Annotated in this window: 24 protein-coding genes; 16 read left to right on the forward strand and 8 right to left on the reverse strand. The window is 61.7% G+C overall.

Annotated features, from left to right (window positions below):
• Positions 1-91 precede the first annotated feature (91 nt).
• Both ACTJKM_RS11990 and ACTJKM_RS11995 read left to right on the forward strand, forming a co-directional pair.
• The gene (locus ACTJKM_RS11990) at positions 92-928 is read left to right on the forward strand and encodes a UDP-2,3-diacylglucosamine diphosphatase (RefSeq protein WP_058324085.1); all 837 of its coding nucleotides are present in this window, start codon (positions 92-94) and stop codon (positions 926-928) included.
• A gap of 97 nt (positions 929-1,025) precedes the next feature.
• Positions 1,026-2,246, forward strand: a complete 1,221-nt coding sequence (locus tag ACTJKM_RS11995) for an MFS transporter (RefSeq protein WP_440660371.1) — start codon at positions 1,026-1,028, stop codon at positions 2,244-2,246.
• On the opposite strand, the gene dgcA is transcribed toward ACTJKM_RS11995, so the two are convergent.
• Positions 2,198-3,181, reverse strand: a complete 984-nt coding sequence (gene dgcA / locus ACTJKM_RS12000; protein WP_058328280.1) for an N-acetyl-D-Glu racemase DgcA — start codon at positions 3,179-3,181, stop codon at positions 2,198-2,200. The genes ACTJKM_RS11995 and dgcA overlap by 49 nt on opposite strands.
• A 256-nt stretch (positions 3,182-3,437) precedes the next feature.
• Here dgcA and ACTJKM_RS12005 point away from each other — a divergent pair, with 256 nt between their 5' ends.
• The 4 genes from ACTJKM_RS12005 to ACTJKM_RS12020 all read left to right on the forward strand — a co-directional run bounded on the left by ACTJKM_RS12005 (position 3,438) and on the right by ACTJKM_RS12020 (position 7,539).
• Positions 3,438-4,565 (forward strand): ABC transporter permease, encoded by a 1,128-nt coding sequence (locus ACTJKM_RS12005; protein WP_082615754.1) that lies wholly within the window; start codon positions 3,438-3,440, stop codon positions 4,563-4,565.
• Between the two features lie 22 nt (positions 4,566-4,587).
• Complete coding sequence (locus ACTJKM_RS12010) at positions 4,588-5,397, forward strand: ABC transporter ATP-binding protein (protein ID WP_057248887.1); 810 nt, start codon at positions 4,588-4,590, stop codon at positions 5,395-5,397.
• 81 nt (positions 5,398-5,478) lie between these two features.
• A complete protein-coding gene (locus ACTJKM_RS12015; protein WP_057248888.1) occupies positions 5,479-6,849 on the forward strand; it encodes an MlaD family protein in 1,371 nt (456 codons plus the stop codon).
• 75 nt (positions 6,850-6,924) lie between these two features.
• On the forward strand, positions 6,925-7,539 hold the full coding sequence (locus ACTJKM_RS12020) for an ABC-type transport auxiliary lipoprotein family protein (RefSeq protein WP_057248889.1): 615 nt from the start codon (positions 6,925-6,927) through the stop codon (positions 7,537-7,539).
• A gap of 6 nt (positions 7,540-7,545) precedes the next feature.
• On the opposite strand, the gene ACTJKM_RS12025 is transcribed toward ACTJKM_RS12020, so the two are convergent.
• Complete coding sequence (locus ACTJKM_RS12025) at positions 7,546-7,818, reverse strand: BON domain-containing protein (protein ID WP_057248968.1); 273 nt, start codon at positions 7,816-7,818, stop codon at positions 7,546-7,548.
• Positions 7,819-7,971: 153 nt separating this feature from the next.
• On the opposite strand from ACTJKM_RS12025, the gene ACTJKM_RS12030 reads away from it, so the two are divergent.
• The gene (locus ACTJKM_RS12030) at positions 7,972-8,148 is read left to right on the forward strand and encodes a hypothetical protein (protein ID WP_440660373.1); all 177 of its coding nucleotides are present in this window, start codon (positions 7,972-7,974) and stop codon (positions 8,146-8,148) included.
• Between the two features lie 46 nt (positions 8,149-8,194).
• Here the strand turns inward: ACTJKM_RS12030 and hemF are convergent, their stop codons facing one another.
• Positions 8,195-9,106 (reverse strand): oxygen-dependent coproporphyrinogen oxidase, encoded by a 912-nt coding sequence (hemF, locus tag ACTJKM_RS12035; protein WP_058328279.1) that lies wholly within the window; start codon positions 9,104-9,106, stop codon positions 8,195-8,197.
• Positions 9,107-9,323: 217 nt separating this feature from the next.
• On the opposite strand from hemF, the gene ACTJKM_RS12040 reads away from it, so the two are divergent.
• Positions 9,324-9,584, forward strand: a complete 261-nt coding sequence (locus ACTJKM_RS12040; RefSeq protein ID WP_057248891.1) for a hypothetical protein — start codon at positions 9,324-9,326, stop codon at positions 9,582-9,584.
• Positions 9,585-9,694: 110 nt separating this feature from the next.
• On the opposite strand, the gene soxR is transcribed toward ACTJKM_RS12040, so the two are convergent.
• A complete protein-coding gene (gene soxR / locus ACTJKM_RS12045) occupies positions 9,695-10,165 on the reverse strand; it encodes a redox-sensitive transcriptional activator SoxR (RefSeq protein WP_058328278.1) in 471 nt (156 codons plus the stop codon).
• A 76-nt stretch (positions 10,166-10,241) separates the two neighbouring features.
• Between soxR and ACTJKM_RS12050 the strand changes: the two genes are divergently transcribed.
• A complete protein-coding gene (locus ACTJKM_RS12050; RefSeq protein WP_058324092.1) occupies positions 10,242-10,817 on the forward strand; it encodes an NADPH-dependent FMN reductase in 576 nt (191 codons plus the stop codon).
• Positions 10,818-10,897: 80 nt separating this feature from the next.
• On the opposite strand, the gene ACTJKM_RS12055 is transcribed toward ACTJKM_RS12050, so the two are convergent.
• The gene (locus ACTJKM_RS12055) at positions 10,898-11,359 is read right to left on the reverse strand and encodes a tRNA (cytidine(34)-2'-O)-methyltransferase (protein ID WP_057248894.1); all 462 of its coding nucleotides are present in this window, start codon (positions 11,357-11,359) and stop codon (positions 10,898-10,900) included.
• A 6-nt stretch (positions 11,360-11,365) separates the two neighbouring features.
• Complete coding sequence (locus tag ACTJKM_RS12060; RefSeq protein WP_110878680.1) at positions 11,366-11,938, reverse strand: GNAT family N-acetyltransferase; 573 nt, start codon at positions 11,936-11,938, stop codon at positions 11,366-11,368.
• On the opposite strand from ACTJKM_RS12060, the gene ACTJKM_RS12065 reads away from it, so the two are divergent.
• From ACTJKM_RS12065 to ACTJKM_RS12090, 6 genes are all read left to right on the forward strand, one after another.
• Positions 11,926-12,366, forward strand: a complete 441-nt coding sequence (locus ACTJKM_RS12065) for a hypothetical protein (protein WP_143032916.1) — start codon at positions 11,926-11,928, stop codon at positions 12,364-12,366. The genes ACTJKM_RS12060 and ACTJKM_RS12065 overlap by 13 nt on opposite strands.
• Positions 12,350-14,203, forward strand: a complete 1,854-nt coding sequence (locus tag ACTJKM_RS12070; protein WP_057248896.1) for an ABC transporter ATP-binding protein — start codon at positions 12,350-12,352, stop codon at positions 14,201-14,203. Before ACTJKM_RS12065 ends, ACTJKM_RS12070 begins: the two co-directional genes overlap by 17 nt.
• Before the next feature lie 120 nt (positions 14,204-14,323).
• On the forward strand, positions 14,324-16,189 hold the full coding sequence (locus ACTJKM_RS12075; RefSeq protein WP_058328277.1) for an ABC transporter ATP-binding protein: 1,866 nt from the start codon (positions 14,324-14,326) through the stop codon (positions 16,187-16,189).
• Positions 16,190-16,558: 369 nt separating this feature from the next.
• Complete coding sequence (gene petA / locus ACTJKM_RS12080; protein WP_057248898.1) at positions 16,559-17,137, forward strand: ubiquinol-cytochrome c reductase iron-sulfur subunit; 579 nt, start codon at positions 16,559-16,561, stop codon at positions 17,135-17,137.
• A 14-nt stretch (positions 17,138-17,151) separates the two neighbouring features.
• Entirely contained in the window at positions 17,152-18,432 is a 1,281-nt protein-coding gene (locus tag ACTJKM_RS12085; RefSeq protein WP_058324095.1) for a cytochrome b, read from the forward strand.
• A gap of 32 nt (positions 18,433-18,464) precedes the next feature.
• The gene (locus ACTJKM_RS12090; RefSeq protein ID WP_057248900.1) at positions 18,465-19,334 is read left to right on the forward strand and encodes a cytochrome c1; all 870 of its coding nucleotides are present in this window, start codon (positions 18,465-18,467) and stop codon (positions 19,332-19,334) included.
• A 167-nt stretch (positions 19,335-19,501) separates the two neighbouring features.
• Here the strand turns inward: ACTJKM_RS12090 and ACTJKM_RS12095 are convergent, their stop codons facing one another.
• Positions 19,502-20,044: a GrpB family protein gene (locus ACTJKM_RS12095; protein ID WP_113132892.1), complete on the reverse strand. Its 543-nt coding sequence runs from the start codon at positions 20,042-20,044 to the stop codon at positions 19,502-19,504.
• 267 nt (positions 20,045-20,311) lie between these two features.
• On the opposite strand from ACTJKM_RS12095, the gene ACTJKM_RS12100 reads away from it, so the two are divergent.
• Complete coding sequence (locus ACTJKM_RS12100; RefSeq protein WP_058328275.1) at positions 20,312-21,244, forward strand: ribose-phosphate pyrophosphokinase; 933 nt, start codon at positions 20,312-20,314, stop codon at positions 21,242-21,244.
• A gap of 202 nt (positions 21,245-21,446) precedes the next feature.
• Here ACTJKM_RS12100 and ACTJKM_RS12105 read toward each other — a convergent pair whose 3' ends face one another.
• Positions 21,447-21,869, reverse strand: coding sequence for a VOC family protein (locus ACTJKM_RS12105; protein ID WP_058328313.1), 423 nt, complete (start codon positions 21,867-21,869; stop codon positions 21,447-21,449).
• Positions 21,870-21,927 lie beyond the last annotated feature (58 nt).

Raw genomic sequence — 21,927 nt, forward strand, 5'->3', positions numbered from 1 at the left:
CCAGACCGGCGGCAAGGTGCTCATGTCATCTTCCTGAAACACGAGTCTGGTTTTCACGGGGGCAGGAAGCGTAACTAGAGACGAGGCTGGCATGACGGCGCAGCAAGACAACTCCGTACGAAAGCTCAGGACGTTGTTCATCTCCGACGTCCATCTCGGGTCGAAGGCCGCCAAGACGGACTTCCTGCTCGATTTCCTGCGGCATCACGAAGCGGAGACGATCGTGCTGGTCGGCGACATCGTCGACGGCTGGAGGCTGAAGCGCAGCTGGTACTGGCCGCAGAACTGCAACGACGTCGTCCAGAAGCTTCTGCGCAAGGCCCGCAAGGGCACCCGCATCGTCTACATCCCCGGCAATCACGACGAGTTCCTGCGCGATTTTCCCGGCGTGCACTTCGGCGGCATCGAGGTGGCGCAGCGCTACATGCACGAGGGTGCCGACGGCCGTAACTATTTGGTGCTGCACGGCGACGAATTCGACGTCGTGGTCCGCAATGCCCGTGTGCTCGCCTATCTCGGCGACTGGGCCTATGACACGGCGATCGCCATCAATATCGGCCTGGCCGCCATCCGCCGCCGCCTCGGCATGCCCTACTGGTCGTTCTCCTCCTGGGCCAAGCTCCAGGTGAAGCACGCCGTCAACTTCATCGGCGAATTCCAGAAGGTGGTTGCCGAGGAAGCCCGCCGCCACGACGCTCAAGGGGTGATCTGCGGCCACATCCACCATGCCGTCATCGAGGACATCGGCGATATCCGCTACATCAATACCGGTGACTGGGTGGAAAGCTGCACGGCGATCGCCGAGCACCATGATGGCACGATGGAACTCATCACCTGGCATCAGATGCGCGGTGGCGCGCTTGAGGGCGAAGCCTCTGGTGAAGCCGACAAGCTGCTTGCCCAATTGCTGACACAGCGCGCTGCGTAACCGGAGAGCGACAGGTCACCTCCTGTCGCGAAAACTAGGTTATGGCGAGGCATGCCAGGGCTGTGCTAGAGATTGAGCACAGCCATCAGGTCAGCCGATGATTCCCTCCTCAGCGCCCGCATCCGTGGGCCCTCCGCCGCGCCATTTCGCGCTTCGCATCGCCTTGCTCTTCTGCGCGCCGTTGATCGTCAACGGCTTCGCGATGCCGTATTTTCCGATGTGGCTCAGCACGCTCTCGATGAGCGACTTCGAGATCGGCGTCGTGCTGGCGCTGCCGATGTTCGTGCGCGTCATCACCGCGCCGATCGCCGGCGTCATCGCCGACCGCCTCGGCGAGCGGACGATCGTGCTGATCTGGTCCGGTTTCCTGGCGCTCGCGACCGCCCTGGTGTTGTTTTACTTTCGCGACTTCTGGCCGGTGCTGGTCATCTACACGCTGCAATCGGCGGTCTATTCGCCCTATGTGCCGATCGTCGAGGCGATCGCGCTTTCTGGCGTCCGCCGCTGGGGCTTCGACTACGCCCATATGCGGCTCTGGGGCTCGGTCGCCTTCATCGGCGCAACCATGCTCGGCGGCTGGATGGTCGGCATATTCGGCAGCGACATGGTGCTGCCGGCGATGGCGATCGGTTTCGGCCTGACGATTGCCATGGCCTATGCGGCGCCGCGTGTCGGCAAGCCGCGCCGGCCATCGCCGATCACCGCGCTCACCGAGCCGCCGCCGAAGTCGCTCAAGCAGCTCGACCTGCAGCTGCTCCTGATCGGTGTGACGCTGGTGAATGCCAGCCACGCGATGCTTTTTGCCTTCTCGGCGATCTACTGGCAGCACATCGGCTACAGCGGCACCGAGATCGGCCTGCTCTGGAGCGCGGGCGTGGCCGCCGAAGTGACGATGTTCATCTTCGCCAAGGCGATCAGCCGCCGTTTCAGCGTCTGGGTGATGATCCTGTCGGGCTGTTCGCTCGCCGTGGTGCGCTGGATCATCTTCCCGATGGATCTCGGTTTCAGCGGCTACTTCATCCTCCAGTGCTTCCACGCCTTCACCTATGCGATCATGCACACCGGCATGCAGCACAAGCTCGTCGAGCGGGTGGTGGAATCCCAGGAAGCGTCCGCCCAGGGGCTCTACTTCTTCTACACCGGCATCTTCACCGCGATCTTGACGTTCCTATCGGGCTACTTCTACGCCTGGTACGGGGTGAAGGGGTTCTATTCGATGTCGGTCGTCGCCTTTGCCGGCTGCTGCTTTGCGGTCGCCGCCTGGTATCTTCAGCCCCAGAGGCGCGGCTCCGGCGGGAAGACCAGCGAAGCCTCGTAGCGCAGGCCGGGTGTGCGGTCTTCGGCGAGCAGCAGCGGCCCGTCGAGATCGACGAAATCGGCGCCCTGGGCCACCAGGATCGCCGGGGCCATCGCCAGCGAACTGCCGACCATGCAACCGACCATGACCTTAAGGCCGAGGGACACGGCCTCATCACGCATGCGTAGCGCTTCGGTAAGGCCGCCGGTCTTGTCGAGCTTGATGTTGACCGCGTCGTAGCGGCCGACGAGCGCGGCGAGGTCCTCGGTCGCGTGCACGCTTTCATCCGCACAAATGGGTACGGGGCGGGCAATCGTCGCCAGCGCATCGTCGCGCCCGGCGGGCAGCGGTTGTTCGATCAGGTCGATCCGCTCTTCGGCGCAGATTGCGAAGTGATAGGCGAGGGTTTCGGGCGTCCAACCCTCATTGGCATCGAGGATGATGCGGCTCTCAGGCGCGCCGGCCCGAACGGCGCGGATACGCGCGGCATCGTCCGGTGTGCCGACCTTGATCTTAAGAAGTGCGCGGTGGGCATATTTCGCCGCCTGTTCGCGCATGGTGTCTGGCTCGGCGAGCGATAACGTGTAGGCGGTGGTCAGTGCGTCGGGTGAGGCTATGCCCGCAAGCGCATGAACAGGCTTGTTTTTCTGTTTGGCCTCCAGGTCCCACAATGCGCAATCGACGGCATTTCGTGCGGCGCCTGGTTTCATCTGGCGCTGCAGTTCGACACGGGTCAGACCAGCCTCGATGCGCGGGCGAATGGAAGCGATCTCGGCCAACACTGAATCGATCGTTTCACCGTAGCGGCCGTAGGGCACGCACTCGCCGGAACCGGTGTGGGGGCCGTCACTGATTCGGCAAGTAACGACGCTCGCCGTCGTCTTGGAGCCGCGCGAGATCGTAAAGGTGCCTGCGATCGGGAAATGTTCCACCGCTGCATCGAGAGAAAGTGACATGAAAACGTCTCCGGCCTGCATTCTGAAGGGCTGGTATCGCCACCGGTCGAAGGTTCGGGTGACAGCAACGATACGAGCGGTTATGACGGTGTAAGGATTTACGAATCTTTACGGCGACGCGCGTTGAGATGCGCAAAGTTCGCTGTAACACTTTAGGCCCGCTGCATAAATTTGTCCTGAGACCGACCCCGATCCAGGGAACTATGCAGTAGAAATTCGGGAAAACAGAAGCCACGTGTCGCAACCTGCCCGCAAGATGACCGCTGATGTCGCGCTGGCCGAAAGTGGTGGCGAGCGAAGCTATGTCTTCACCGGCGTCTGGCGGCATGAAACAGCCGAGGCGATGGCGGCGAAGCTGGACCAGCTCGCGCGCAAGGGTGACAGCGCCGCTCAGTTCGACCTGTCCGGCGTGACCGCGATGGATACGGCCGGGGCCTGGATCATCCGCCGCTTCGTGACCCGTGTCGTCGGGCCGTCCAGAGATGACGTTCACTTCGCCGACGGCGGGCAGCGCTATGTCGAGCTGCTCGACGCCTTGCCGGCAGAACTGCGTTCGCCCGATGAAGGCAAGGAGCGGGTGCCGCTGTTCCAGCGCATATTCGCGCCGGTCGGCGAGGTCATGATCGCGACCTGGGAAGATATCGTCGCTGCCATGTACATTCTTGGCTCTGCGGTGCGCGGCGCCCAGCTGAAGCTTGGGCGGCACAGCGGTGTCTCGCCGGCGGCGATCGTTCATCAGATCGACCGGATGGGCGTGATGGCAGTGCCGATCATCATGCTGATGTCGTTCCTGATCGGTGCGATCATTGCGCAGCAGGGCGCGTTCCAGCTCCGCTACTTCGGTGCGGAAGTCTTCGTCGTCGATCTCGTCGGCATCCTGCAATTGCGTGAAATCGGCGTTCTTCTCACGGCGATCATGATCGCCGGCCGTTCCGGCAGTGCCATCACCGCCGAAATCGGTTCGATGAAGATGCGCGAGGAAGTGGACGCGCTGAAGGTGATGGGGCTGAGCCCGATCGGCGTTCTCGTCTTTCCGCGCCTCGTCGCGCTCACCGTCGCGCTGCCGCTCTTGACGATCATCGCGAACTTCGCGGCCTTGACCGGTGCCGCTCTGGTTGCCTGGGGCTATTCCGGCATCACTATCCCGACCTTCCTCGCCCGTCTGCAGGAAGCGGTCGATTTTTCGTCCGTCGCCGCCGGCATGATCAAGGCGCCGTTCATGGCGCTCATCATTGGCGTGGTCGCAGCCGTCGAAGGGTTGAAGGTCGGCGGCAGCGCGGAATCGCTTGGCCGCCACGTGACGTCCTCGGTGGTCAAATCGATCTTCGTCGTGATCCTGATCGACGGGCTCTTCGCCATGTTCTACGCGTCAATCGATTTTTGAGGCGGAGAACAGCGTGAACCCATTGGAAAAACGGCACGATGCGTACCAGGCGACCGAGGCGAACGGGCGGGAGTCCGTTCTTTCCGTCCGTGACCTGACGGTGGGCTTCGGCTCCAACATCGTGCTCGACAAGCTGAACCTCGAAATCTACCGCGGCGAGATCCTTGGTTTCGTCGGCGCTTCCGGCACGGGCAAGTCGGTGCTGATGCGCACCGTGCTCAGGTTGCTGGCGAAGCGTTCCGGCAAGATCGAGATCTTGGGCGCCGACTACGACAAGATCACCGAAGCCGAGCGCATCGCGCTCGACATGCGCCTCGGCGTTCTCTTCCAGCATGGCGCGCTCTTTTCGGCGCTGACGGTGCGCGAGAACATCCAGGTGCCGATGCGGGAATATCTCGATCTGCCGCAGAGCCTGATGGACGAACTGGCGCGGGTGAAGATCGAGTTGGTCGGCCTGGAGCCGGAAGCGGCGGAAAAATACCCGTCGGAGCTTTCGGGTGGCATGATCAAGCGCGCGGCTCTCGCACGCGCACTGGCGCTCGATCCCGACCTGGTCTTCCTGGACGAGCCGACCTCGGGCCTCGACCCGATCGGGGCTGCCGAGTTCGACGAGTTGATTGCCAAGCTGCGCGACACGCTGGGATTGACCGTGTATATGGTGACTCACGACCTCGACAGCCTGTTTTCCGTCTGTGACCGCATCGCGGTTCTCGGCAAGAAGAAGGTTCTGGTCGAGGGGACCGTGGAGGACATGCTGGCCTGCGACGACCCCTGGGTGCAGTCCTATTTCAGGGGCAAGCGGGCACGTTCGATCGTGCGGAACGATCAATGATTTCGAGAAGGCGGTTTTGACGCACACATGTCGAGATCGGAGCAAGAGCCGGTGAAGCGGCCACGAAGGTAGTCGGTACGAATGGAAACGAAAGCGAACTACGCCATTGTCGGTTTCTTCACGGTGTTCGTGATCGCGGCCGCATTCGGCTTCGTCTACTGGATGTCGCAATACGGCCGCAGCGGCGAGATGGTCGAGCTGGTGGTCAATATTCCGGGTTCGGCCAACGGTCTTTCCGTCGGTTCGCCGGTGCGCTTCAACGGTATCCCCGTCGGCACGGTGCGCAATCTTGCGATCGACGCCAATGATCCGCGCTATTCGATTGCCGTCACCGAGGTTTCGATCGATGCGCCGGTACTGAAATCGACCAAGGCGACGCTGGAAGTGCAGGGCCTGACGGGCGCCGCCTATATCGAGCTCAGCGGCGGCCGCAAGGGCGACGAGAACATCCTGAGATCCGCGATCGAAAATGGCACACAGGCGCGCATCCTTGCGGATCAGTCGAGCGTTACCAGCCTGCTGGCGACTGCCGACCAGATCATGGACCGGGCCAACGACGCCATCACCGACATCCAGGGTTTTGTGACCGACGTGCGCGGCCCGCTGACGAAAACGATCGGCAATGCCGAAACGTTCTCCACGGCGCTTGCCAACAATTCCGGCGCGATCGACGATTTCCTCAGGAGCGTGACGGAGCTTTCCGGTTCGGTCAGCGCAGCCTCCAAGAAACTCGATTCGACCCTGGAGGCTGCCGAGACCCTGGTAAAGTCGGTGGATCCGAAGAAGATCGACCACATCGTTTCGAATGTCGAGCAGATCAGCAACGACCTGAAGGCGGCTTCGGGCGGGGTGACGGAGACGCTTGCTGCGCTGCGTCGAACGGTCGAGACCTATGATCAGTTCGGCAAGAACGCCCAGAAGACGCTGGAGCGGGTCGATACGCTTGTGGCCTCGGTGGACAAGGAGAAGGTCGAGCTCGTCGTCAACGACATCACAGCGGCGACCGCGGACGCCCGGAAGACGGTCGCCAACATTTCCGCATTTGCCGAAAAGATCACGGCGCGGCAGCAGGATATCGACCGTACGATCACCGATGTCACCCAGTTGGCGAGCAAGTTGAACGCGTCTGCCAACCGGGTCGACAGCATTCTCGTCAAGGTTGATGGTTTCCTTGGTGATGCGGATGCGCCTTCGCTTTCGGCTGACGCCCGCGCGACGCTCGCGTCATTCCGCAAGATGGCCGACAATCTCAATGCGCAGATCGGCCCGATCGCCGACAACCTCAAGCGCTTCTCGGGCTCGGGCCTGCGCGACGTCGAAGCACTCGTCACCGATACGCGGCGTACGGTCCAGAGCCTGGAGAACACCATCTCCACATTCGACAAGAACCCGCAGCGTCTTCTCTTTGGCGGCGAGACGGTGAAGCAATATGATGGCCGTACCCGGCGCTGATTCGGGCGTGGCAAACAGGCGTTATGCTTCGGCTCAAAAGTGCGCCAAGGTGTTTGGGACAAGGGTATTGGCAGTATGAGTTTTCCGGGGCTGGTGGGTGTGCGAGTAGCAGGAGCATGGCGCTCCGCCCTGATTTTCGTGCTGGCAGCCGGACTTGCCGGCTGCGGTACGAAAGCCGTCAACGACACGTACAGCCTTTCGGCTACACCTCTCGTTGAAGGACGGGCATCGACCGGCAAACAAATCCTGGTGCCCGAGCCGACGGCGCTGAAGGCGCTCGACAGCGACCAAGTCGTCATCCGCCTGTCCGGTTCCGAGCTGCAATATCTCTCCAAGGCACAATGGAGCGATCGCCTGCCGAAGCTGGTGCAGTCGAAGCTCGTGCAGGCCTTCGAAGACACCGGCAAGATCGGCGGCGTCGGCAAGCCGGGCCAGGGCCTTGCGATCGATTACCAGGTCATCACCGAAATCCGCGCCTTCGAGATCTCGACGGAAGGTGCCGATACGGCCGTCGTCGAAATCTTCGCGAAAATCCTCAACGACCGCAATGGCACGGTGCGGGTGCAAAAGGCGTTTCGGGCCACGGCCAGCGTGAAGGGTGCGGGCAACCCGGCCTTCATCGAGGCGATGGATCAGGCTTTCGCCAGCGTTTCCGCCGAGATCGTCAGCTGGACGCTGGGCTCCATCTGACGCCTTCTATTTTATGCCGGCTATTTCGATCCGGTTGATCACTTCCGCGACGCCTTGCATGTGTCTTGCCGCCTCTTCGGCGCGGGCAGCTTCGGCCGCGGTCGCGACGAAGCCGGCAAGGATGATCGTGTTGCCCTTGGCAGTCACCGTGAGATCGGCGGCATCGAGGCCGGGCGCCACCGCCAGAAAATGGGCGACGCGGCGCTCGAGTTCGGCCGGGTGATCCGCGGCCTGCCGCTCCGGCTCGTCGCCGTAGAATGTTCGCTTCTTGAAAATCATCGCATCCACCTCGCTCAACGCAGGGGAAACGTCGGATGCCACGCTTTGTTCGCCTGTTTCATTCGAAACAGCGGGAAATCCTCAGTCGTGCCATGTGTCTCCTCAAGCGACGGGATCTGTCGCGGTCACGATCAGCATGCAGGGGACATATCGATGCGCGGCTCTTTTTTCGCCATGGCTCTGGCGATAGCGATGGCACTTGCCTTCGGCACACCGGCGCAAGCCGGGAACTACAGCTATGGCTACAGGCAGGGCTGCGTCGTCAAAACCGTCAAGACCTACGGCGCCTATGGCAGGGTCATCCCGAAAAAGGTGCGGATCTGCAGTTGAGGTGGCGAGAGCGTTCTTGCTTGGCGAAACGCTCTCTGTCCGTGCCTTAGGGCCAGCGCACCACCGGGGGCAGCGACGACAGGATCGACTCGACGTTGCCGCCGGTCTTCAGGCCGAAGATCGTGCCGCGGTCATAGAGCAGGTTGAACTCGACATAGCGACCGCGCCGCACGAGCTGCTCATCCCGGTCTTCCTCGGTCCAGGGCATGTTGAAGTTGGTGCGGACGATCTTCGGGTAGACGAGGGCAAAAGCCTTGCCCACGTCGCGGGTGAAGGCGAAGTCCGCATCCCAGCCACCCTGTTCCTCCGACGAGCGCAACCAGTCGTAGAAGATGCCGCCGGTTCCGCGCGGCTCGTTGCGGTGCGGCAGGAAGAAGTAGTCATCGCACCACGTCTTGAACTTGGCGTGGTCGGCGACCGCATGGCGGGTGCAGGTGATTTCCATGGCGCGATGGAAGAGCTGCGTGTCCGCATCGGTCATGACGCGGCGGCGGTCGAGCACCGGCGTGAGGTCTGCACCGCCGCCGAACCAGTTGCTCGTCGTCACCACCATGCGGGTGTTCATATGCACGGCCGGCACGTTGGGGTTCACGGGGTGGGCAATCAACGAAATGCCGGAGGCCCAGAAGCGCGGATCCTCGGCGGCGCCCGGAATCTGGCTGCGGAATTCAGGCGAGAATTCACCAAAGACGGTCGAGGTGTGGACGCCCACCTTTTCGAAGACGCGGCCTTCCATCATCGACATGCGGCCACCGCCGCCCTTGCCATCGTCCCGGCTCCAATCCTTGGCGACGAAACGCCCGGGCGCGCGATCGGAGAGGGGACCGGTCAGTTCATCCTCGATACCTTCAAAGGCAGCGCAGATGGTGTCGCGCAGCCCTTCGAACCACGCACGCGCCTCGGCCTTCTTCACTTCGATATCTCCGGGGAGGCCCGGGGGGAGCTGCGGTCGTTCCATGGAAAATTGCGTCCTGTTGGCGGGTTTCCCGATGAAATGCCGCCGATTCGATTGAAGTCGCCACAGTTCACACTTTCGCGCCGATGGCAACGCCGGTCCAGCACCTCGGGGCGGTCTGTCGCACCAGAGGGCTGATGGGCAGCGCGAGCCTGCCGCAGAACAATTCTCTGGCAAAGCTCAAGCGCCGTCACTATCTTAGTTATCAGAGGTATAGCCCATGGCAAGAATACCTGCAGGCCCGCCGCTCGATGGATTGCGGCGGCAGATCGCCCGGCATCGCCGGGACAAACCGACACGAGGCGATGGCCTTTTCGTGCGGGAAACCTTTCGGCTCGATCGCAGTGCCGCCCGGGCGAAGGCACGGGAATGGTTCGATACCTGGCCGAAGGCCGCCTACTGGACCGAGGTCGAGAGTTGGCGGCAGCTCGATGGCGACGAGATCGAATTCACCATGCGCCGCCTGCCGAGTGCGGATTGACCGGATCACCCTTCCGCTTTTCAAAGCCCATCGGTCACCTTGATAGACGGGGCAGGAGCCAGCAGTCGCCGCAAGGTGCCATGCCTGCGCCACCTTCAGCCTAGTGTGCTTCACGGGTGACCATCGTCATCCATCAACCGCGGCCCGGCACCTTCCATCGACAGCACGTCGTGCGGGTTGCGCAGCGGACACTCACGCAGTGACAGGCAGCCGCAGCCGATGCAGCCCGTCAGGTGATCGCGCAAAGCCATCAGGTTGGCGATGCGTTCGTTCAGCTGTTCGCGCCAGTTTTCGGACAATCTGCCCCAATCTTCGACCGTAAGCGGACGATCGTCCGGAAGGACAGACAAAGCGTCCTGGATCTCCGACAGAGGGATGCCGGTGCGCTGGGCCACCTTGATGACGGCGACCCGTCGCAGCACGCTGCGCGGATAACGGCGCTGGTTGCCGCGGGTGCGGTTGCTGCGGATCAGCCCCTTGGCCTCGTAGAAGTGCAGGGTGGAGACGGCGACGCCGCTTCGCTCCGCCACTTCGCCGACCGTCAGTTCGCGGCGCAATTCGCTGCTTTTCACAATTGTCATGATGGCTATTGACCTCAACTATTGTTGAGGTTCTATAGCATTGGCTCCATGACGTCGACAACAGGAGCTTGATCCCATGACTGAGAAAATGACCCTTGCCGTGATCTATGGCAGTGCGCGCCAGGGTCGCTTCTGCGATACGGTCGCCAACTGGCTGATCCGGGAACTTTCGGCTTCTGATGTGTTCACCCTGACGGTCATCGATCCGGCGCGGCTGAGGACGTCACGTGGGCTGGGCGCTGCGGTCAATCCGGGCGAGTGGCTCGAGCGCAAGATCGCCGAGGCCGACGCCTTCATCATCGTCACGCCCGAATACAATCACGGCTATCCGGCGGCGCTCAAGGAACTGATCGATTCGGTCTACGAGCCCTGGCACGCAAAGCCTGTCTCCTTCGTCTCCTATGGCGGCGCCTCGGGCGGCATCCGGGCCGTCGAGCAATTGCGCCAGGTGTTCGGGGAGCTGCATACGGTGACGCTGCGCGATGGCATCACTTTCCCCAAGGCGTGGTCGAAGTTCGACGCTGCCGGCAACCTCTACAAGCCCGAGGAATTGCGTGCGCCGCTGTTCGTGATGATCGACCGGCTGACCTGGTGGGCACGTGTTCTGAAACAGGCGCGCAAGAGCGCACCCTACAACGAGGTGGCGGCGTAACGCGCCGACCACTGACGGTGGCCGGTTCCGCTTTCGGCGCCCCTCGATCGACAGCCAAGGAGGTAGCAATGTTTACACTGTCAGGCTGGAGAAACCTGCCGGATCGCTTCGCCGGCGATCATCGCGGCGGAGATGGCGATGTTCAGCGAGCGCTGGCCCTCCGCCATTGGAATGAGGATTCGGCCGTCGGCACGCTCGTGCACGTGGTCGGGCACGCCGGCGCTCTCCCGTCCGAAGAGCAGGATGTCGTCGGGGCGAAACTCGTAGCGCGTATAGGGCAGGGCAGCCTTGGTAGATGCGAGCACCAGTCGGCGTCCGCTCGCCGCTCGCCACTCTTCGAAGCGCTCCCAGTTGACATGGCGGGTGAGCGCCACCGAGGCGATATAGTCCATGCCGGCGCGCTTCAGGTTGCGGTCGGAGAGGTCGAAGCCAGCCGGTTCGATCACGTCGACGCAAAGCCCGAGACAGGCGGCAAGACGCAGGATCGTGCCGGTATTGCCGGGAATGTCGGGCTGGTAGAGGGCGATGCGCAGATTGCTCACGTCAGGTCACTCGTTTCCGGTAGCATCACGCCGCGCGTCAAATTCCGCGGCCAGGATGCCCATCATGATGTCGTCATGCCACTCGCCGTCGATCAGAGCCGACTCACGTTCGCGGCCCTCGATGGAGAAGCCGGACTTGCGATAGGCGGCAATCGCCCGCTCATTGAAGGCGAGAACCCTGAGCGACACCCGATGAAGGGCAAGTTCATCGAAGGCATAGGCCAATACCCGCTTGGTGACCGCCGTGCCAAGCCCCTTGCCGAGGCGTTCCGGATCGAAAATGCCGATGGCGAAGCTCGCACGCCGATCGACGTGATTGAGATTGTCGAGCCTCACTTCGCCGGTGAGGCCGTCCTGATCGATGATCCAGGCCGCCGGGTGTCCGGCAATCCGCGCAACCCAGGCGGCTGCCTCTCCGTAACTGAAGAGGCCGGGAAAGGACCGGCCCGCACCGAACATTCGGTAGATTTCCGGATGGCGGCCGAGCCTCAGGCGCGCATCCACATCACCGTCGCGGGGGCGGCGAAGGACGAAACCGACACCTTGAAGATCAGGAGGCGTATCCGATGAAGCATTCATCCGTGTTCTCCGCTGCGAAAAACTCGGCGCTGCTTGCTTTTGCGGTCGCTGATATTGCCGGCGCTAATCTGTGCCGAAACGGCAACAGATACCCGAACGGTGAAAAAATGTGCAAGAAACAGCCTGCGACAATCTGGCATGCCGGCGCGAATAAGGGTAGAGATCGAACCTCTTCAACGCGAACCGACGGAGGCAAACATGAATGTATTGATGTTGACACGCCTTCCTGGAGTAGTGGGCCACCGTTTGGCCTGACCGGTTCCGCGACCTATCTTTTAAAAGAGATCGACGCGCTTCCGGGACTCCGGAAGACGAAGCCCTCTTTCGGGCTGCATTTCCGGACTGACCTTTTCATCATAAGAATGCGGGGAAACCCCGCTTTCCTTCAAAATACTCTGAAGGAGCAATGCAATGTTCGGCTGGTTTGAATCCCGCCTCAATCCCTATCCGGCGGAGGAGCCGACGCTCCCGCCGAAAAGCCTTTTCGGCTTCTGCTGGCATTATTCCAAGCCGGCCGTGCCGTGGCTGCTCATCATGTCCGTCTGCACGATGCTGATCGCCGTCGGCGAAGTGGCGCTGTTCCAGTTCCTCGGCAACATGGTCGACTGGCTGTCGAGCGCCAACCGCGACACGTTCCTGGAAGCCGAGGGCGGCAGGCTCTTCTGGATGGGCGCGCTCGTCCTCATCGGCCTGCCTGGCCTGGTGGCGATCGACTCGCTGATCATGCACCAGGTGCTGCTCGGCAACTATCCGATGATCGCCCGCTGGCAGATGCACCGCTACCTGCTGCGTCAGAGCATGACCTTCTTTGCCAACGAGTTCGCTGGACGCGTGGCGACGAAGGTGATGCAGACGTCGCTTGCGGTGCGCGAAACGGTGATGAAGATCCTCGACGTCTTCGTCTATGTCGTCAGCTACTTCGTCACCATGCTCGCGGTCGTGGCGACAGCCGACTGGCGCCTCGTTATCCCGCTCACCATCTGGCTCGCGATCTACATCTGCATCGTCAGCTATTTCGTGCCGCGCCTGCAGAAGATCTCCAAGGAGCAGGCCGACGCGCGCTCGATGATGACGGGCCGGATCGTCGACAGCTACACCAATATCGGCACGGTCAAGCTGTTCTCCCATGCCGGCCGCGAGGAAGGCTATGCGCGTGACGGCATGGACGGTTTCCTCGACACCGTACATCGCCAGATGCGCAAGGTGACGCTGTTCCACATCCTCGTTTATGCCAACAACAGCATCGCACTCTTTGCGATCGCCACGCTTGGCATCCATCTCTGGCTGACGAGTGCCATCTCGGTCGGCGCGATCGCGATTGCGGTCGGTCTGGCGATGCGCATCAACGGCATGTCGCAGTGGATCATGTGGGAAGTCTCGGCGCTCTTCGAGAACATCGGTACGGTCTATGACGGCATCGGCATGATGACAAAGGCACACGATATCGTCGATGAACCGGATGCCAAGGCGCTGAAGGCGGACAAGGGGGCGATTGCCTTCGACAACATCCGCTTCCACTACGGCAAGGCCAAGGGCGTCATCGATCACCTGTCGCTCGACATCAAGCCGGGCGAGAAGATCGGTCTCGTTGGTCGCTCAGGCGCCGGCAAGACGACGCTGATGAACCTGCTGTTGCGCTTCTACGATCTCGAGGACGGCGCAATTCGGATCGACGGCAAGGATATCTCCACCGTCACGCAGGACAGCCTGCGCGCCCAAATCGGCGTCGTCACGCAGGACACCTCGCTGCTGCACCGCTCCATTCGCGATAATATCGCCTATGGACATCCGGAGGCGGACGACGAGGCGATCATTACCGCGGCGAAGAAGGCGAACGCCTGGGACTTCATCCAGGGGCTCGAGGACAACCAGGGCCGCAAGGCGCTGGACGCCCAGGTCGGAGAACGTGGCGTCAAGCTTTCCGGCGGCCAGCGGCAGCGCGTCGCGATCGCGCGCGTTTTCCTCAAGGACGCGCCGATCCTGATCCTCGACGAGGCGACCTCGGCGCTCGATTCCGAAGTCGAAGCGGCGATCCAGGAAAACCTCTTCGCGCTGATGTCCGGCAAGACGGTGATCGCGATTGCCCACCGCCTGTCGACGCTGACGGAGATGGACCGGCTGGTAATTCTCGAAGCCGGCCGGATCGTCGAGACGGGCTCGCATGGCGAACTCGTCGCCAAGGGCGGCCTTTATGCCGACCTCTGGTCGCGCCAGTCCGGCGGTTTCATCGCCGACGACGTCGAGAAGGAAGAGGCGGCGGAGTAAGATGCCGTCGGCCCGCCGTTCGAAAGAGCGGCGGGCCGCTCTCTTAGACGTTACGCATTTGTAACCCGCAATCGGACGGAAACCGATTGCTGTTCCCGCCGAACCGCCTATATCGGAACCATGCTCAGCGCCATCGTCCGCCTCTTCGAGAACTGGATCAAGCCGTTCGCGCCGCGCGAGCGTCTGCAGCCGCCCAAATCGCTCTGGGGCTTCGCCTGGTTCTACGCCAGACAGGCGAAGGGACCGTTCATCGCGATGGCCGTGCTCGGCGGTCTCGTCGCCATGCTTGAGGCCGGGCTGTTCTATTTCGTCGGGCGGCTGGTCGACGTTCTTGACACGGTCAAGCCGGAAGCCGGCTGGAGCGGGCTCATCGCCGCGAACGGGCCCGAACTTTTGTTCATGCTGCTGACGGTGATGGTGTTCCGCTTTATTGCGGTGTCGCTGGCGGCGCTCGTGGAAGAGCAATCGATCATCACCGGCTTTCTCAATCTGGTGCGCTGGCAGTCCTATGTGCATGTGGCCCGACAGTCGCTGACCTTCTTCCAGAACGACTTTTCCGGCCGCATCGTCACCAAGGTCTGGGCAGGCGCCCAGGCGACGAGCGATCTGATCGTCTCGCTGCTGCAGGTCGTCTGGTTCATCGTCATCTACACCGCCTCCACCATGGCGCTGGTGGCGCAGCTCGACTGGCGCCTGGCGGCGATGGTCGCCTTCTGGATCGTCGTCTTCCTGGCGCTCGCCCGCTACTTCGTACCGCGCATCCGCAAGCATGCCCGCGATACCGCCGAAATGGCATCGATGCTGAATGGCCGCATGGTCGATGCCTATTCCAATATCCAGACGCTGAAGCTCTTCGGTCGCGACGATGAGAACGACCGCTATATCCGCTCCGGTTTCGATCGGTTCCAGCACGCGGTCATTCCGTTCACGCGGCTTCTGACGGCGGTGCGCGCTTCGCTGGCGCTGCTTTCCGGCATGATGATCACGGCCATCGCCATCTATGCGATCCATCTCTGGCTCGGCGGCGCGATCAGTTCCGGCGCCGTCGCCTTCACGCTGGCGCTGGTGCTCCGGCTCAACATGCTGCTCGGCCGCATGATGACCCAGTTCAATTCGATCATGCGCAACATCGGCACCATCCAGAACTCGGCCGAACTCGTGTCGCAGCCGATCGGTCTCGTCGACCGGCCCGATGCCGCAGAGCTCGCCGTCAGCCAGCCGGAAATCCGCTTCGAACACGTCCGTTTCCACTACGGCAAGGGCGAGCGCGTCATCGACGATTTCTCGCTGATCGTTCGCCCGGGTGAGAAGGTGGGCATCGTCGGCCGTTCCGGGGCCGGCAAGTCGACGCTCGTCAATCTGCTGCTGCGCTTCTATGACCTCGAGGGCGGCCGGATCCGTATCGACGGGCAGGATATCGCAGCGGTCACGCAGGAGTCACTGCGCGCCCAGGTCGGCATGGTCAGCCAGGATACTTCGCTGCTGCACCGCTCGATCCGCGACAACATCCTCTTCGGCCGGCCGGATGCGAGCGAGGAGCAACTGATTGCCGCCGCGCGCAAGGCCGAAGCCTACGACTTCATCCTCGGCCTGCAGGACCAGCGCGGCCGCCAGAGCTTCGATGCCCATGTCGGCGAGCGCGGCGTCAAGCTTTCGGGCGGTCAGCGCCAGCGCATCGCCATTGCCCGGGTGATGCTGAAGGATGCGCCGATCCTCGTGCTCGACGAGGCGACCTCGGCGCTCGATTCTGAGGTCGAAGCGGCGATCCAGTCCAATCTCGACCGCCTGATGCAGGGCAAGACAGTGCTGGCGATTGCGCACCGGCTGTCGACGATCGCGGCGCTCGACCGGCTCGTGGTGATGGACAAGGGGCGGATCGTCGAGGAGGGAACCCACGCGGAGCTCGTCGCCCGCGGCGGACTTTACGCCGCGCTCTGGTCGCGTCAGTCGGGCGGATTTCTCGCCCGCGAGGAAGCGGCGGAGTAGGGCGGTACAAGACTGCTTCAACGCCCGCTCGACCGGCCCGAATTCAGCCTAACTGGCGACCGTCAAGTCCTTGTGCCGATTGGCCGCGCTTTTCCCCGCGACAATCTGCCCACATCCCCTTGTCAAGGCTGGACATAATTTGCGATCAAGCATAGAACGCGCCGGATTGACGGGGAATCTGTGTGCCGTGGGTGCGCAGAATTTTTTCGGATTCTGGTGCCGATGTCGTGTTTGCAGGCGCAAAACGGCGGGGGCGTTAGCACTATGAATAGGGCGTGGTTCCTTGACCTGGATCAAACCGCAAGGGGCAGGAATTTCGCCGGGGGCGGATGCGGTTTCCGCAACATTGCGTGAGAGGATGGTTTAGCCGTGAGCGAACACGACACTTCAAGCGAGGCCTTGGGCGAGCCCACTCGCCGCGATTTCCTTTATCTGGCTACCGGTATGGCAGGCGTCGTCGGCGCCGGTGCTGTCGCTTGGCCGTTCATCGACCAGATGCGTCCGGATGCATCGACGCTCGCGCTCGCCTCGATCGAGGTTGATGTTTCGAGCCTGCAGCCCGGCATGTCGCTGACGGCAAAATGGCGCGGCAAGCCGATCTTCATCCGCAACCGTACTGAGAAGGAAGTCGAAGAGGCAAAGGCCGTCAAGCTCGACGACCTGAAGGATCCGGTTGCGCGCAATGCCAACCTTCCGGCCGACGCATCGGCAAGCGACGTCGATCGCTCTGCCGGCGAAGGCAAGGAAAACTGGATCGTCATGATCGGTTCCTGCACCCATCTCGGCTGCGTGCCGCTTGGTCAGGCCGGTGACTTCGGTGGCTGGTTCTGTCCCTGCCACGGTTCGCACTACGATACGGCCGGCCGCATCCGTAAGGGTCCGGCGCCGGAGAACCTTCACGTGCCGACCTTCACGTTCGTTTCCGACACAGTTATCAAGATCGGTTGAGGGGACTACTGATAATGAGTGCTGAACATTCAACCTACACGCCGACGACTGGCATTGAGAAATGGGTTGATTCCCGTCTGCCGTTGCCGCGTATGATTCACGACAGCTTCATCACCTATCCGGTTCCGCGGAACCTGAACTACGCATACACCTTCGGTGCCATGCTTTCGGTGATGCTGGTCGTCCAGATCCTCACCGGTATCGTTCTGGCGATGCACTATGCCGCCGAAACGACCGTTGCGTTCAACTCGGTCGAAAAGATCATGCGCGACGTCAACCAGGGTTGGTTGCTGCGCTACATGCACGCCAACGGCGCATCCTTCTTCTTCATCGCCGTTTACCTGCACATCGCCCGTGGTCTCTACTACGGTTCCTACAAGGCTCCGCGCGAAATCCTCTGGATCCTCGGCGTGGTCATCTACCTGCTGATGATGGCGACCGGCTTCATGGGCTACGTTCTGCCCTGGGGTCAGATGTCCTTCTGGGGCGCGACCGTTATCACCGGCTTCTTCACCGCCTTCCCGCTGGTGGGTGAGTGGATCCAGCAGTTCCTGCTTGGCGGCTTTGCCGTTGACCAGCCGACGCTGAACCGCTTCTTCTCGCTGCACTACCTGCTGCCCTTCATGATCGCCGGCGTTGTCGTGCTGCACATCTGGGCGCTGCACGTCGTCGGCCAGACCAACCCGACCGGCGTTGAAGTGAAGTCCAAGACCGATACCGTTGCCTTCACGCCCTATGCGACGCTGAAGGATGCGCTCGGCGTCTCCGTCTTCCTGCTCGTCTATGCTTGGTTCGTCTTCTACATGCCGAACTTCCTCGGCCACCCGGACAACTACATCCCGGCTGACGCGCTGAAGACGCCTGCTCACATCGTTCCGGAATGGTACTACCTGCCGTTCTACGCGATGCTGCGCGCCATCACCTTCAACATCGGCCCGATCGACTCCAAGCTCGGCGGCGTTCTGGTGATGTTCGGCTCGATCATCGTCCTGTTCTTCCTGCCCTGGCTCGATACGTCCAAGGTCCGTTCGGCCGTCTACCGTCCGTGGTACAAGCTGTTCTTCTGGATCTTCGTCGTCAACGCCATCATGCTCGGCTGGCTCGGCTCGCGCCCTGCAGAAGGCCTCTACGTCGTGATGTCGCAGATCGGCACGCTCTACTACTTCGGCTTCTTCTTCGTCGTCATGCCGGTTCTCGGTCTGATCGAAACGCCGAAGCGCATTCCGAACTCCATCACCGAAGCGGTGCTGGAAAAGCAGAATGCCAAGGCGCAGCCGGCCGCCGCGCGCGCCTGATCAGAACAGCGATTGATAAGGAACCCACAACAATGAAAAAGCTTGTTACAGGCATTCTGTCACTCGCTGTCGTCGCTGGTCTCGGTCTCGGTGCAGCTATCGCCGAAGAGGCGAAGGGCGGCGAGGAGCACGGCGGCGGTACGCCTCACTATCCGATCCACAAGCCGGAACAGCAGGAATGGAGCTTTGCCGGCCCCTTCGGCCACTATGACAAGGGCCAGCTTCAGCGCGGCCTGAAGGTCTACGCCGAAGTCTGTTCGGCCTGCCATTCGATGAACCTGGTGCCCTTCCGTACGCTCGAGGGCCTCGGCTATTCGGAAGCACAGGTGAAGGCGTTTGCGGCCAACTACGAAGTTCAGGACGGCCCGAATGCCGATGGGGAGATGTTCACCCGCAAGGCTCTGCCGTCCGACCACTTCCCGTCGCCTTACGCGAACAAGGAAGCGGCTGCGGCATCGAACAACGGTGCAGCTCCGCCGGACTTCTCGCTGATCGCCAAGGCACGCGGCATCGAACGCGGCTTCCCGCAGTTCGTCTTCGACATGTTCTGGCCCTACCAGGAAGGCGGCCCGGACTACATCCACGCGCTGCTGACAGGCTACCAGGAGCCGCCGCAGGGCGTCGAAGTCGCCGAAGGCACGCACTACAACCCGTACTTCGCGAACGCTGCCGCTCTGGCGATGGCGCAGCCGATTTCCAACGACCAGGTCACCTACGACGACGGCACGCCGCAGACGGTCGACCAGTACGCCAAGGACGTTGCGTCGTTCCTGATGTGGGCGGCCGAGCCGCACCTCGAAGACCGCAAGCGCACCGGCTTCATGGTCATGGTGTTCCTACTGATCTTCACCGGCCTCGTCTACCTTACGAAGAAGTCGGTCTACGCCAACAAGGAACATTGATCGTCGGCCGGCTTAAGCCGGCTCTGATTAAGATCCAAAGAAAAGGCCCCGGTTCGTCCGGGGCCTTTTCTTTTGGAAGTCCGGTCGCGGCGGGATGCAGGCCTTGCAGGGGGCCAGCCGACCTGGCGCTGGCCGCAGAGTGCTCGCGCTCGCTGTGGCGCGTGCGGTCAAGCGTCGGACGGGCCCGGCTGCCAGCCGGTTTGGGCCGCCCAGCGATCTGCACGATGGATAATTGTCCAGAGGTGTTCGGACTTGGCCTCGGTGTAGGCCACTCGATCATTCTGGTATCGCGCCGCCAAGGCGCGCTTGAGTTCTCCATAGGGCGCGTGCTCATGGGCGTGGGCACGCATGTAATCCCGGAACAGCAAGGACCATTGCTCGCTCCAGCTTCCGCGCCCGCGCACATGAACATGCGTACGCTCGTTGCCTGGCGCCTCTCGGAAATAGCGCTTGGTCAGGTCAGCATTCGATGGTCGCCACACGTATCCAATGGCCGTCATCCTCTCCCTCAGGACTTCGACGGATTGCAGATCGGCCACCGAAATTTGAATGTCGATGATCGGCTTTGCCGCCAGACCTCGGATCGCCGTCGAGCCAATGTGGTCGATGCGCATAGCGTGCGCGTCCAACACGCTTCGGATGAGCTTTGCCTTGACGGCGAACTGAGTTGGCCATTCGGGACACCAGGCGCAGATTTCAATCGGTTGCATCGTATTTGTCGGCGCTGTGTTCATTGGCGTTGAGAGATCAAGCTCGTGTCGGGCTCTACCCTGGCGGATTAACCGGCTGGTTTGGAGACGACGGCGTAAATAGGTTCGTCGTCCGCAATCGGCAAGCCGGCCAAGGCCGCGGTCCAACGGAGACCGATCATCTCGCAAGAATGCACAGCGCTTGGTTGTGATTTCACGCACATGTCTCTAAATGTGCCCAAGCTCAAACTTCTGCTCCCGAAGGTTCCTTGAAACAGGATCGCGCTAATGAAGCTGGTGACCGGTAACTCGAACCGCGCCCTTGCCGAAGCCATTGCCAACCACTTAAATCTTTCCCTCACAGATTGTACGGTCAAGCGCTTCGCCGACCAGGAAATCCACGTTCAACTTCATGAAAATGTACGCGGGGAGGACGTCTATGTTCTCCAGTCGACAAGTGCCCCCGCCGACGGCAATCTTATGGAGTTGCTTCTCCTGGCCGATACGCTGCGCCGCTCATCCGCTCGCCGTATCACCGCCGTTATCCCTTACTTCGGCTATGCCCGTCAGGATCGCCGTGCCACTGGCCGTACACCGATCTCGGCGAAGTTGGTAGCCAATATGATTGCCGCTGCAGGCGTCAACCGCGTGATAACGCTCGATCTCCACACTGACCAGATACAGGGGTTTTTCGATATCCCCACCGATAATCTTTATTCAGCACCCGTGATGACCCGTGACATTGAGCAGCACTACGACATCGAGAACTTAATGGTCGTTTCGCCTGATGTGGGCGGCGTGGCGCGCGCTCGTGCCATCGCCAAGCGCATTGGTACCGATCTTGCGATCGTCGACAAACGGCGACCCCGTGCTGGCGTGTCCGAAGTGATGAACATTATTGGCGATGTTTCCGGGAAGAGATGTCTTCTGGTCGACGACATCGTCGATAGCGGCGGCACGTTGATCAACGCGGCTGAAGCGTTGTTGATGTCTGGCGCCAAGGACGTTTCGGCCTATATCACCCATGGCGTTCTTTCCGAAGGTGCCTGCGAACGCATTGGTGCCAGCCAGCTCAAGGAATTGGTCGTGACCGACTCCATTCACGAAACCGAAGCGCAACGTGAGACCCCCAACATCAGACGCATCACCATCGCGCCGTTGATAGGCGAAGCGCTAGCTCGCACGGCGAGAGAGCAAAGCGTTTCAAGCCTTTTCAACTAAGCCGACACAAGCCGCGACGACCCCGCGACTGAGGATCGCCCCTCCACAAGGGCATCTTCGAAGGAACGTGGCAGCGGAAGCTACCAGCAGGTTTGCTTCGTGATGATCGCGCAAATGAAAACGCCCCGTCTTGCGACGGGCCGTTGTGTTTTCTAACACCGCCGGCCGCTTTGTTGATCGTAGCGGGCGCCACCCGAGCCTTTCAATCCGCGACAGTCCATTGCGGGTTCCAGGCGATCTCCCAAAGGTGGCCGTCGGGATCCTGGAAGTAGCCGGAATAGCCGCCCCAGAAGCGGTCGTGTGGGCGATCGGTGATGGTCGCGCCGGCGTCTTCGGCCTGTTTCATGACCACATCGACCTCCTCCTTTGATTTGACGATGTGCCCGATCGACACTGCGCCGAGCCGCGTCTGCGTCGCGGTTATTTTTGCGTCTTTGGTAAGTGACGCCGCGGGATAGAGCGCCAGTATCAGGTCGTCGCCCATATGGAAGAAGACCACTGCGCCGTCTTCGAACTCCTGGCCAATAATTCCTTTCGTCGGCAGCTCCATGCCGTCGCGATAGAAGGCCAGAGACTTTTCGAGATCGTTTACCGCGAGCGTAAGGACTTTCAACCGTGGTTTCATGTCCGCCTCCTGATCTGAAAACGGAGAGACGCTGCCGGATGGGCCGCGCTGCTTCCAA

The sequence above is a fragment of the Ensifer sp. 22460 genome (assembly GCF_052044935.1).
Lineage (GTDB): Bacteria > Pseudomonadota > Alphaproteobacteria > Rhizobiales > Rhizobiaceae > Ensifer.